The sequence below is a fragment of the Bradyrhizobium sp. 139 genome (genome assembly GCF_023074175.1).
Classification (GTDB): Bacteria; Pseudomonadota; Alphaproteobacteria; order Rhizobiales; family Xanthobacteraceae; genus Bradyrhizobium.
The window spans coordinates 1-11,894 of record NZ_JADPKS010000072.1 but is presented as its reverse complement, the minus strand read 5'-3'; the positions used below and the strand labels follow the sequence as shown (position 1 = coordinate 11,894).

At 61.8% G+C, this 11,894-nt stretch carries 13 protein-coding genes and 1 pseudogene; 1 reads left to right on the top strand and 13 read right to left on the bottom strand.

Annotated elements, in window-relative coordinates; all coding sequences use genetic code 11:
- Positions 1-221: 221 nt before the first annotated feature.
- The 12 genes from dhaK to IVA80_RS16870 all read right to left on the bottom strand — a co-directional run bounded on the left by dhaK (position 222) and on the right by IVA80_RS16870 (position 10,259).
- Positions 222-1,211 carry a dihydroxyacetone kinase subunit DhaK gene (gene dhaK, locus IVA80_RS16925; protein WP_247432270.1) on the bottom strand — a complete coding sequence of 330 codons (990 nt, stop codon included), beginning with the start codon at positions 1,209-1,211 and terminating at the stop codon, positions 222-224.
- Between the two features lie 38 nt (positions 1,212-1,249).
- Positions 1,250-1,681: a hypothetical protein gene (locus tag IVA80_RS16920; RefSeq protein ID WP_247432267.1), complete on the bottom strand. Its 432-nt coding sequence runs from the start codon at positions 1,679-1,681 to the stop codon at positions 1,250-1,252.
- Entirely contained in the window at positions 1,678-3,270 is a 1,593-nt protein-coding gene (gene ptsP, locus IVA80_RS16915) for a phosphoenolpyruvate--protein phosphotransferase (protein ID WP_247432264.1), read from the bottom strand. The genes IVA80_RS16920 and ptsP overlap by 4 nt, the downstream gene beginning before the upstream one ends.
- 5 nt (positions 3,271-3,275) lie before the next feature.
- Positions 3,276-3,590 carry an HPr family phosphocarrier protein gene (locus IVA80_RS16910; protein ID WP_247432261.1) on the bottom strand — a complete coding sequence of 105 codons (315 nt, stop codon included), beginning with the start codon at positions 3,588-3,590 and terminating at the stop codon, positions 3,276-3,278.
- Entirely contained in the window at positions 3,583-3,984 is a 402-nt protein-coding gene (gene dhaM / locus IVA80_RS16905; protein ID WP_247432257.1) for a dihydroxyacetone kinase phosphoryl donor subunit DhaM, read from the bottom strand. Before dhaM ends, IVA80_RS16910 begins: the two co-directional genes overlap by 8 nt.
- Complete coding sequence (dhaL, locus tag IVA80_RS16900) at positions 3,981-4,595, bottom strand: dihydroxyacetone kinase subunit DhaL (protein WP_247432254.1); 615 nt, start codon at positions 4,593-4,595, stop codon at positions 3,981-3,983. Before dhaL ends, dhaM begins: the two co-directional genes overlap by 4 nt.
- Positions 4,592-5,599: an ABC transporter ATP-binding protein gene (locus IVA80_RS16895; protein ID WP_247432251.1), complete on the bottom strand. Its 1,008-nt coding sequence runs from the start codon at positions 5,597-5,599 to the stop codon at positions 4,592-4,594. The genes dhaL and IVA80_RS16895 overlap by 4 nt, the downstream gene beginning before the upstream one ends.
- Positions 5,592-6,689 (bottom strand): ABC transporter ATP-binding protein, encoded by a 1,098-nt coding sequence (locus IVA80_RS16890; protein ID WP_247432248.1) that lies wholly within the window; start codon positions 6,687-6,689, stop codon positions 5,592-5,594. The genes IVA80_RS16895 and IVA80_RS16890 overlap by 8 nt, the downstream gene beginning before the upstream one ends.
- Positions 6,690-6,695: 6 nt before the next feature.
- Positions 6,696-6,908 carry a hypothetical protein gene (locus IVA80_RS16885; protein WP_247432244.1) on the bottom strand — a complete coding sequence of 71 codons (213 nt, stop codon included), beginning with the start codon at positions 6,906-6,908 and terminating at the stop codon, positions 6,696-6,698.
- Positions 6,905-7,858 carry a carbohydrate ABC transporter permease gene (locus IVA80_RS16880; RefSeq protein ID WP_247432273.1) on the bottom strand — a complete coding sequence of 318 codons (954 nt, stop codon included), beginning with the start codon at positions 7,856-7,858 and terminating at the stop codon, positions 6,905-6,907. Before IVA80_RS16880 ends, IVA80_RS16885 begins: the two co-directional genes overlap by 4 nt.
- Positions 7,855-8,811, bottom strand: a complete 957-nt coding sequence (locus IVA80_RS16875) for a sugar ABC transporter permease (protein WP_247432240.1) — start codon at positions 8,809-8,811, stop codon at positions 7,855-7,857. Before IVA80_RS16875 ends, IVA80_RS16880 begins: the two co-directional genes overlap by 4 nt.
- A gap of 101 nt (positions 8,812-8,912) precedes the next feature.
- On the bottom strand, positions 8,913-10,259 hold the full coding sequence (locus IVA80_RS16870; RefSeq protein ID WP_247432237.1) for an extracellular solute-binding protein: 1,347 nt from the start codon (positions 10,257-10,259) through the stop codon (positions 8,913-8,915).
- 389 nt (positions 10,260-10,648) lie between these two features.
- On the opposite strand from IVA80_RS16870, the gene IVA80_RS16865 reads away from it, so the two are divergent.
- Positions 10,649-11,014 carry a hypothetical protein gene (locus tag IVA80_RS16865; RefSeq protein ID WP_247432234.1) on the top strand — a complete coding sequence of 122 codons (366 nt, stop codon included), beginning with the start codon at positions 10,649-10,651 and terminating at the stop codon, positions 11,012-11,014.
- Between the two features lie 683 nt (positions 11,015-11,697).
- Here the strand turns inward: IVA80_RS16865 and IVA80_RS16860 are convergent.
- Positions 11,698-11,894: pseudogene (locus IVA80_RS16860) on the bottom strand (IS5/IS1182 family transposase); the annotation flags it as partial.

The following is an 11,894-nucleotide window of genomic DNA, read 5'->3' as shown; positions in this document are numbered from 1 at the left end:
GTCGGATTGCCGATAAACAGACCCTCGTTGAGGAAATCGCCGCATGGGAGCACGACCGCAACGCCAACCACGCCAAGGCCAATTGGCAATTCTCAACCTCCAATGCCCGTATCAAACTCAAGCACCTCTATCCCGCAATCTGAATGAATCGGGCGACTAGCTTCGCAGGAGCGGAGTCGATAGGTCATCGTTTGTGATCAAAACTAAGCCGTGAGCTGACATCAGACGCCCCATCGCAGAGCTGCGGTCTGCGCCGGGGCATCCCATAATTTCGTCGACTTGCTATCGAGCACAGACACGGTGATCGAGACACCGGCCATGTCGAGGGATGTGACGTAGGAACCGGTCAGGAAGCGCGCCACTGCCACCCCCGCGCTGTTCAGAATGCGCTTTGCGGCATTGACCATCAGATAGAGTTCGATCAGAGGCGTCGCGCCAAACCCGTTGACGAGAAGCAGCACTTCACTCCCCTTGCCGGGTGCAAGATCCTTCAGGATCGCATCGAGCAGCTCGGCGGCAATCGCATCGGCGGACGCCAGCGGCACCCTGCGCCGGCCAGGCTCGCCATGAATGCCGACGCCCATTTCCATTTCATTGTCGGCCAATGCGAAGTTTGGCCGCCCTGCCGCCGGCACGGTGCATGGCAACAGTGCCACCCCCATCGAGCGGGTGCGCCGGTTGACCTCTTCGCCGAGCGCCGTGAGAGCGGCAAGCGGCATTCCGGTCTCGGCCGCAGCGCCGACCATTTTTTCCACAATCAATGTCCCCGCGACGCCGCGACGACCAGTCGTATACGTCGATTTCTCCACCGCCACGTCGTCGTTAGTCACCACGCTCGCAACTTCCCGCCCGGCCATCTCGGCTGCCATGGTGAAATTCATCACATCACCTTCGTAGTTCTTGACGATGAAGAGCACGCCTGCTCCCGTGTCGACGGCCTCCGCGGCCTCGATCATCTGGTCTGGCGTCGGCGAGGTGAAGACTTGACCGGGGCAAGCGGCATCGAGCATGCCGAGGCCGACAAAGCCCGCATGCAGCGGCTCATGTCCCGAGCCGCCGCCCGAAATCAGCGCGACCTTGCCTGGCTTCAACGTGCGGCGCCGGACGAATTTGCGCTCGGCACCAAGAAGCAGGATATCCGCATGGGCTGCCGCGAAACCGTCCAGACTTTCTTCGAGTATCGTATCGGTGCTGTTGATCAGCTTTTTCATGAACGCCCTCCGTCTCATCTAAAGTTCAAATCAATGGCTCAACCCACACTTTCGGCATAGCGCGCGAGTTGCGCGGCGAAATCCACGATCAGCTGTTCGAGCGCGCGGTTCTTCTTGTCATCGCCGAGGTCGGGTACGGTCACCGAGACGGTGCGGGTGCGCGCCTCGCGGTGGGGTGCGCGCAGTCGGCCGGGATGCGCGCGTCCATAGGCTTCGAGGAATGCCGCGCGCTCGGCGCCGGACAGATGGCAGACTTCGAAGATGATCGTGACATGCTTCGCCGGAATAGGAACCAGATACGCCGGATTGGTGATCTGGGTCACGAAGGAGCGATTCTTGCCCAGCGCCGCCGCCAGCTTCAGCCGCGTCCCCGAGGGCCGATTGTCGAGCACCCGTCGCAGAATGGCCTTGTAATCCGCCACATTGCTGTCACCAGGCGCGCGGGTATCCTCGCATGCTTCGTCCGTCATGAACGCACCTTTGCGATTGCGGCCTTGAGCCGCGCGACGGCAATCGGCGCCACCGAGAGAGTTGTCAACCCGGTGGCGATCAACGTCGTCGTCAGGCGGGTGTCGGCCGCGGCGTCACCGCAGAGCGAAACCTCCACGCCGCGCTTTCGTCCGGCATCGACCGTCTGGGAGATCAGCGCCAGCACCGCCGGATTGCCGGTATCGTTGAGGTCCGCGACGGCACCGATGTCGCGTGCCGCCGCCATCGTGTACTGGGTCAGGTCGTTCGAGCCGATGGAATAGAACGCCGCGCCGAAAGCCTCGGCGAGCAGCGCCGCCGCCGGGATCTCGACCATGATGCCGAGCGGCGGTCGGGCGCAGGCGATCCCTTCCGCCCTGAGCGACGTGAACTCCGCATCCAGCAGGGCACTGGCACGGTCGAGCTCCGAAGGGACCGCGATCATCGGCAGCATCACCTTCAGCGCCCCGTGCACAGCCGCACGGCACAGTGCCCGCAGTTGCCCGCGAAACACTTCCGGCCGCGCGAGCGAGAGACGGATGCCGCGCAGGCCGAGGAACGGATTGCGCTCGTTATCGATCGTCAAGCCGGCGATCGGCTTGTCGCCGCCGGCATCGAGGGTACGGATCGTCACCGGTCTTCCCTCGGCCCAATCGAGAATGCGCCGATAGACTGCATATTGCGCATCCTCGTCCGGCAGGCCTTGAGACGCCTCGAACAGAAATTCCGTACGCACGAGGCCGATGCCGTCGCAGATTGCAGGATCGAGGCCCGCGAGGTCTTCGGGCGCGGCGATATTGAGAAGGACCGCGATCCGCTGGCCGTCGGCCGTGCGTGCCGACTCGAGGCGGCCGGCATCGACGGCGGCTTGCGCAGCGTTCACCATGCGATGCTCGAACAGGCGGCGCGTTTCCGGCTCGGGATCGAAGATCACGGTGCCGGCATCGCCATCGACGAGCGCCAACGCCGGTGGCTGTCCGTTCCACGACAGCGGGCCGAGCCCAACGACCATGGGCGCCCCGCGCGCCCGCGCCAACATCGCAACATGCGACGAAGGCGAGCCCGCAGCCAGCGCGATGGCCCCGCCGCGCGACCAGTCAGCGGCAAGAAAAGCGGAAGGCGTGATGTCGTCAGCCGCTACGATCGAGCCACCGGCAATCCTGGCGACCGTATCCACGCCGCTCAGATGCGCGAGCACACGGTCGCGGATGTCGACGATATCGGCCGCCCGGGCACGGAAATATTCATCTTCAGCAGCGCGATAGCCAGCTATTTCCACGTCGAGTGCCAAGCGCCAGGCGTGGTCGGCAGCGATCCCCTCTGAGATGACCCCATATGCCGGATCCGCCAGCGCATCATCCTCAAGCATGGCGACCTGGAATTCCAGAATGTCGGCCACCTCGCCCTGGTTCGTCTTGATCTGCTCGGCGATCTCCGCCCTCGCGCCTTCAATCGCCGCCCGCAGTGCCGCCGCCTCCTGCGCGGGATCGTCGCTCGCTGTCCGCCTGGCCACAGCCGCAGTCAGCATGGTGACCGGCCCGATGGCGAGACCCGGCGAGGCAGCACGGCCGATGAGATGGATCTCTGCCACTGCGATCAGACCTCGCCGAAACCATCATGCACAAGCGCCAGGACGGCAGCAAGCGCTGCCTTGCCATCAGGGCCGGCGACGCGGAAATGCAGCGTTGCGCCCTGCGGCGCCTTCACGCGCATCACCTTCACCGGGCTCTTGGCGTCCGTCCAGGGTCCGTCCGCCGCGAGGGCAAGCTCGATCTTCGCGGTAAAACCCTTCGCGCACTGCGTGAGCTTGATCGACGGCCGCGCGTGAAGACCGACTTTGTTGACGAGAACCGCCGAGGCCGTCAGCGGCACCGGCGTTTCGCCCGGCCGGCTGGCGTGAGCATCATGCATAGAATTCCTCCGCGCTACGCTTGACGGCAGCAAGCGGCGAGCCACCCGAAGACTCGGTTGCCGCGATCACGGCTCCCTCGACCACCGGGGCATTGCAGACGACGACGCGCGCCCGTCGATCTTCAGGCAGCATTTCCACCGCCATCTCGGAATTTGTCTCCGCCCCACCAAGATCGACCAGCACCGCCACACCTGCCGGCGACCAGGCCGTCTCGATCGCCTCAAGGATTCCGGCAACATTCGTGCCGAGCCCTCCATCGATATCGCCGCCTGTCCAGGCGAGCGGCACGGCGTTGCCGACCATCTGGCGCACCATATCCGCCGCGCCTTCCGCGATCTTGGGCGAATGTGAAACGATGACGATCCCGACATTGCCGGAACTTGAACTGTTCATGAATTTGCCTCGAATTCCAGTACCTCGACTGCCGCACCGATCAAAAGGGACGCCGAACGCGAACCAGGGTCCATATGACCGATGGAACGTTCGCCGAGAAAGGACGCACGGCCGCGGATCGCAAGCATGGGCGTGGTCCGATCGGCCGCTTGCGCCGCTTCCGCAGCTATCGCATTGGCATCGCCGCCCCCCGCTAACACGACCTGCACCGGCACCAGCACATCAACCAAGGTTTTCTGCCCCGCCTCCGAGCGCCCGCGCGCCTTGACGGCATCGATCGCCTTCGCTGTCGCCGCGACGAGATCCGCTCGGATCGACTGCTCCGGAAGCGCCTTACCTAGTTCCATGAAGAAAGTGCCAACCAGCGGCCCGGAAGCGCCGCCGACCTTCATGACCAACGTCATTCCGATCGCCTTCAGCATTTCCGGCAGCGATTTGTCGGCAAGGCCGGGCAGTGTCGCGAGCACGGCCTCGAAACCGCGCTTCATGTTTAACCCGTGATCGCCGTCGCCGATCGCCTGATCGAGGCTGGTCAATTCGTCGGCGTGCTGGATCACGGATTCCGCCAACGCCCGCACCAGCTTTTCCCTGGCAACCCGATCAAGACTCATGCCGCGACCCTCCCGCCGGCCGCATCGAATAACAGCGGCTTGTTGAGTCGGAGCGAGACGATGTCCCCCGGGCCCAACCTCGCCTCGGGGTCAGCCAACGTCACGACCGGCTGGCCGCCGACGTCGAGGTGGAGATAGCTCTGGTCGCCGAGATGTTCGACTCGCGTGACGGTTGCCGACACGTCTCCGCCGCTGCGTGCGATCATCAGGTGCTCGGTACGCGCGCCGATGGTCTTGGCGCCGGGCGGAATGCCGGCAAACAGAGCCGCCGGCAGCAGGTTGATCATCGGCTGACCAAGCCGCGCGGCGACATGGGCGTTGATCGGATTCTCGTAAATCTCCCGCGGCGTACCGATCTGCATCAGCCGGCCCCCCTCGATTACGCCGATGCGCGAAGCCATGGTCATCGCTTCCGTTTGATCATGGGTGACATAGAGGATGGTGGCGCCGAGATCGGTCTGGATGCGCTTGAGTTCGAGGCGCATTTCGCCGCGCAGCTTGGCATCCAGCGAGGAGAGCGGCTCGTCCATCAGATAGATGGAGGGCGAGCGCACTAAGGCCCGGCCGATAGCGACGCGCTGCATCTGCCCGCCTGACAACTGCGTCGCCCTGTTGTGCAGCTTGGTTTCGATGTGGAGAAGACGCGCAACGTCCTCGACCTTCGCGCGAATCTCGGCCTCGGGTACGCGGCGGATCGGCGCACGTAACGCAAAGGCCATGTTCTCGAACACGCTAAGATGCGGATACAAGGAATATTGCTGGAAGACGAAGGCGACGTCGCGATCGGCCGGCGCATCGCCGGTCACATCGCGTCCACCGATCCGGAGCGAACCGCTGTCTGGCGTCTCCAGTCCGGCGACAAGTCGCAGCGCCGTCGTCTTGCCGGCACCCGTCGGCCCCAGCAACGCAACGAATTCGCCGTCTCCAACCGAGAGGGACAGGTCGACGACGGCGTGAGTCTGGCCGAACGCCTTGGAGACCGCCCTGATCTCGACTTCAGCCATGCGCACCTCCTTCATACAACGCAGTGCGGATGGCCCGGCCCGATGCCTTGTCGAAGACCGAGAGCGTATTGGGCCGGAAGTCGAGTCCGACACTTTCCCCAGTCCGAAAGTATATGCTGCTGGACGAACGGGCCTTAAGCGCGCCATAGCGCGTAGTAACGGTCACGATCTGCGTCGTGCCGAGATATTCCGACCCATAAACCTCGCCCCGCACCATGCCGCGATCGGTGAACCGCACATGCTCCGGCCGCACCCCCAGGACGAGATCGCTTTCCGCCAGCGCCTCGCGTGCAGCAGGAATTGCAATTTCGCGCTCGCCGAGCCAGACCGCCTGCGCGCCGGTTTGCAGGCTACCGTGGAACGGCAGGAAATTCATAGGCGGTGAGCCGATGAAGTCTGCGACGAAGAGCGAAGCGGGCCGGTCGTAGATGTCGCGCGGGCTCGCGACCTGCTCGACGACTCCATTATTCATCACCGCGATCATGTCGGCCATCGCCATGGCCTCGAGCTGGTCATGGGTGACATAAACGGTGGTCGCACCGAGCCGGTCATGCAGCGCGCGCAATTCATGGATCATTGCCTCGCGCATCTCCGTATCAAGCGCGCCGAGCGGCTCGTCCATCAGGAAGCATTTCGGCTTGCGGACGATCGCCCGCCCGAGCGCGACGCGCTGCCGATCGCCGCCTGCCAGGCCCGACACCCACCGGTCGAGGAGATGGGAGATACGCAGAATACGCGCGGCCTCCACCACCCGCCGGTCGCGCTCCGCCGCTCCGACGCGCTCGCATTTCAGGGGAAAGCCGATATTTCGTCGGACATTCATGTGCGGATAGAGCGCAAACAGCTGGAACACGAAGGCGATATCGCGCGCCGAGGCGCGATTCATCGTAACATCCTCGCCGCCGAGCCTGATCGTGCCGGCGGTCGGCAATTCCAGCCCTGCGATCATGCGCAGTGTTGTCGTCTTGCCGCAGCCGGAAGGCCCGAGCAGGCAGAGGAACTGGCCGTCTTCGACCGTGAAGCTGGCGGCCTTGACCGCATGAAACGTCCCGAAGGATTTGTCGAGCGCATCGACCCTGATCTGTGCCATCGCGCCTTACTCCCTGACCTTCGAGACGATGGTGAACATCACCGTCCCGAACAGCGTGATCGCAAACGACCAAGAATAGAGCGTGAGGAAAAACGGCTGCATCAGCATGACGACTCCCGCGGCGATGATCGTCGTCGCGACGGCCTCCAGCGGACCGCGTCGCAGAATCCTGTCCGCGAGGTCGCGTCGGAGCGTGGATGTGTTCGCATCGCGGCTCATTTGCGGACGGCTCCAAAGGTGATGCCGCGCAGAAGATGCTTGCGCAACAGCACCGTGAACACGACGATGGGCACCAGGAAGAGCGTCGTACCGGCGGCTACTGCGGGCCAATCCTGCCCCCCCTCGCCGATGATGATCGGAATGAAAGGCGGCGCCGTCTGCGCGTTGCCAGAGGTCAGAAGCACAGCAAAGGCGTATTCGTTCCACGCAAAAATCAAGCAGAAGATGGCCGTCGCTGCGATTCCTGTCGTCGCCTGCGGCAGCACTACTTTCACGAATGCCTGAAACCGCGTGTAGCCGTCGATCATCGCCGCTTCCTCATACTCCCGCGGGATTTCGTCGATGAATCCTTTGAGAAGCCAGACGGCGAGGGAGACGTTCACCGAGGTGTAGAGCAGGATCATCCCGAGTCGGGTATCCGACAGTCCGAGGGTGCGGTACATCAGGTAGATCGGGATTGCGACCGCGATTGGCGGCATCATCCTCGTCGACAGAATGAAAAATAGCAGGTCGTCCTTTAGCGGCACGCGGAACCGCGAGAAGCCATAAGCTGACAATGTGCCTAGTGCGACAGCGAGCATCGTCGAACCGAACGCGATGATCAGCGAATTGACGAAACGCGGCACATAGTTCGACGGCCCGGCGACGACCATGTTGCGGCTGCGCGCGATGCTGTCGCAAAGCCCGCGTGGCTGGCCCAGCGTCTGGATGAATTCCGGCGTCTGGCGCGAGCGGGTTGTGAATAGATTACAGTAGCCTTCGACCGACGGCTTGAACAGTATCTTCGGAGGATAGGAGATCGCATCGTCGGGCGACTTGAACGAGGTGAGCACGATCCATACCAGCGGAATCATCGTGATGATGGCATAGAGTATTACGAGCAGGCCGGCGAAGCGGCGTGCATGGGCCGACGGTTCGACGACTGAATGGGCTGCGTTTGCGACGCTCATCGGTTCTTCACCCGGTTCAGCGCCTTGACGTAGATGTTGGCGAGGCCGAATACCGTTACGAACAAAATGATAGCGAAGGCCGAGGAATAGCCGGTGCGCCAACTCTCAAACGCTGCCCGCTTAAGCGTGATCGAGGCAACCTCCGTGGTTGAGCCCGGCCCTCCTCCGGTCAGAAGATTGACCATGTCGAACATCTTGAAGTTCTCGATACCACGAAAGAGCACAGCCAGCATGATGAACGGTAGAGCCATCGGCAGCGTGATGGACCAAAATTGCCGCCAATTCGACGCGCGATCGACCTCCGCTGCCTCATAAATGTAGTCCGGGATCGATCGCAGGCCGGCTAAGCAAATCAGCATCACATAGGGCGTCCACATCCAGGCATCGACGATGACGATGGCCCACGGACTGAGGGTCACGTCTCCCAGCATCTGGAACGACGAGGCGTCGCGTCCCGTGACGAAAGCGACCACATAATTGAACAAGCCGATCTGCGGCTGATAGAGAAAGGTCCAGAAATTGCCGACGACAGCCGGCGAAAGCATCATCGGCAGCAGAATGATCGTTGTCCACATGCCATGGCCGCGGAATTTCTTGTCGATGAGGAAGGCAAGACCAAACCCGAGCACGGTCTCGATGAGCACGGTCCAGATCACGAAATGCGCCGTCACCTGCATCGCCGCCCAGATATCCGGATCGGTCAGAATCGACCGGTACCAGTCGGTGCCCAGCCATATCGTCGGCGCGTTCGCCCGATTGGCGCGGTAGTTAGTGAATGAGAGATAGATCGCCCACACCAGCGGGAAGACATTGATCGCCAGCAGCAGCACGATCGTCGGCGTGATGAAGAGCCAGGCGAGCGCCTGGTCCGACAGGCCCCGGATACGCCGCGCCACGGCTGGCCGGACCGGGACGGCCCGATAGGTGATCGATGGGGCACTCAAATCGTTCATGGCTTTGGTCGATCTCGCGCCGGGACCGTCAGCTATGCGACAACTGCCGATATTGCCGAAGAGAGCCTGGAGCGCGCTCGCGTGCGCTCCAGGCGGTTGCCTTAGAACTTCTTGCCTTCTTCCTTGAAGATGGCCTTCCAGTCCTTCACCAGACCGTCGAGCGCTTCCTGCGCGGTGCCCTTGTCCGCCACCACGTAATCATGCACGCGCTTCTGTTCGGCTTGCAGGAGTTGCGCATAGGAGGGCTCGGCCCAGAAGTCGACGATCATTCCCATCGACTTCAGAAACTCCCCGGCGAACGGCGCGCTGTTCGGGAAGCTCGGATCGTTCAGCACGGACTTAGCGCAGGAATAGCCGCCCAGCGCCCACCACTTCTTCTGCACATCCCCGCCGGAGAACCACTTGATATATTGCAGTGCTTCGCCCTGGTTCTTCGAATAGGAAACGACCGAGATACCCTGTCCGCCGAGCTGGGTCGCCTGTATGGCGGGGCCGGCGGGATTGCTGAAGAAGCCGATCTTGTCGCCACCAACGTTCGGATCCTTGTAGAGCCCCGGGAAGAAGGCGAAGAAATTCATCTGCAGCGCAACCTGACCCGACTTGAACGCGTCAAGGCCTTCGGACATGTAGGAGTTGGATGCGCCGGGTGGCGTGCAGCACTTATAGAGGTCCTTGTAGGCCTCAAGTCCCTTGATGGCACCGGGCGAGTTGACGAACCCGTCCATCGCATAGGGCTTCTTGGGATCCTGATATTGGAAGCCGTGATCGTAGAGATAGTTCGAAACGCCCATGGTGATGCCTTCCGAGCCGCGCTCGGTATAGATCGAAGCGCCATAGACCTTCTTGCCGTCGATCTCACGGCCCTGGAAGAACTTGGCGATATCGTGCAGTTCGTCGAGTGTCTTCGGCGCAGCGAGATCGCGGCCGTACTTGGCCTTGAAATCCTTCTGGATCTCTGGCCGCGCAAACCAGTCCTTGCGATAGGTCCAGCCCACCGCGTCACCCATGGCGGGCAGCGCCCAATAGTTTGGCGTATTCTTCGGCCACTCCGAATAGCCGACCACGGTGGCCGGCATGTAATCGTCCATGCTGATCCCTTCCTTCTTGAAGAAATCGTTGAGCTTGACGTACTGGCCGTTCTCCGCGGCGCCGCCGATCCATTGCGAATCGCCAATGATGAGATCGCACAACGAGCCGTGCGAATTAAGCTCGTTCAGGAAACGATCGGCATAATTGGTCCACGGCACGAATTCGAACTTCATACCGATGCTGGTCTTGGCGGTGAAGTCCTTCGACAGTTCGACCAGCGCGTTGGCAGGGTCCCACGCGGCCCAGCACAGCGTGATGGTCTTGGCCTGCGCGTGCGCAGGGGTCGTCCCCACTCCGGCACTGAGCGCGGATGCGAGAACTCCGAAACTAGTAAGAAGCGCCTTTACTGTTCGTTTCATAACGCTTTCCCTCCCAGTGGGGCCGGCCATCGACATGGCGCGACTCTCCAACCCGCTCGAATGCTTCGAGCAGAGCGATACAGTCCTTCACGGGCTGAACGACTAAACGGACGTTTCCTCGTGCCTGCCTGGATTCTTAGTGATCAGCCAAGCTCGATTTGTTTAGTGAACCATGAGATACTAAACATTGCAAGCAGGCTGTTCTGGCATGGAGTTCAAACACTCATATCGGCGGACCCACGAGCCCGCGCTCGACATGATCTGTCAGTCAGCGGCAATGACCGCTGTTGTTTGGAACGAGTAGAGAAGATTTCCGCCGCGGATACACGGACAGGTATTTCGGGAGCAGCCGCCAATGCTGGGTGGGGCTTGGAGCCAAGAACGCATTCTTGCTCGACACCATCGTGAGCGGCCCCGAGAAGGGCAGTTTCGTCGAGCTTGTCCCCGAGGATTGGGACGAGAACTGGGACTTCTTCCTCGATGAGAAGAAGGAGGCGCTTCGACGCGCATCTTTCATTGTCTATGAGGATTGGTGTTCTAAGAGAGGCTGGGCGTGGTTCGGCCGATATTTCGAAACTGGAGAGACCGCGGCGGCAATCGAATTCGTCGATGGACTGGTTCGTCGGAACCGTGTGACGTCGCATGCGGCCGACCGCGGTCTGAAGACGCAGGGCAAGTCCGAAAAGGCCACGCGTATCGGCCAGGCCGAATTCAGGGATCGCGTGATCAGATGTGGGGTTGGCGATGTGCCTTGACCGGATGCCAGCTCGCCCCGGCCCTGGAGGCAGCCCACATCAAATCATGGGCGGAGCACGATGAGATCAAACGTGACCCCGAGAACGGCATTGCACTCGTGTCGACGGTAAGCCGTTCGACAACACTTGTCGGATGCCGTCGTCGCTGAGCGATCAACGCGCGGAAAGGCAATAAGCGGCGGTTTAGTAGATGAGGGTGGGACACTGTACTTTGTGATTGTTGTGGATACCGCCGACGGTCTAAAGCAAGTGCTTCTAGAGCCGCCTCCAGTTCGAAACCGATGACCGCCTCGGCCGCTCAATCTGAGTACCGGCAATTTGTACTGAATGTTCGCCACCCGTGCCTTCGACTGTTCGCAGCGTCGGGCTCCTACGATGTTCGCACGGCAAGTCTTACAGGCTATGGAAGATCATGCGGAAGGGCAGATAAGCCGCCCGGAATGTGGATCGGCAACTCGCTGACCGCGTTCAAGCTCGCGCGTTTGGCAGCATTGCCGAGTTGCTCAAGCAAGGGCAACAATCAGCATACGGAGGCAACCCTGTAGGAGCGGCTGATAACGCTCGCACAGGCGGTCGCGTCGCCAACGTCCCGCCGCTGAATTCGACGCCGGCCATTGAGAGCGACAAGCCCGCCCACCGTGGCGGGCTTTCGTCTACTTGGTCGTCCGTGAAGAACGCCGGTTTTAAGCCGGAGCGGGTTGAATCGTTGCCATAAGGGCGAGGAGTATCTGGCACAACAAAAGCCTGAGCCAGCGGATCAGGCGGCGGAAGTTGTAGCCGACAGCTGCGAGGATGGCGTTGGCAGCGTCGCCTTGGCGGTACCAGAGATAGTTTCGGCCCATTCGATGCTCGGCTTTGAGATGTCCGATCACGGGTTCGA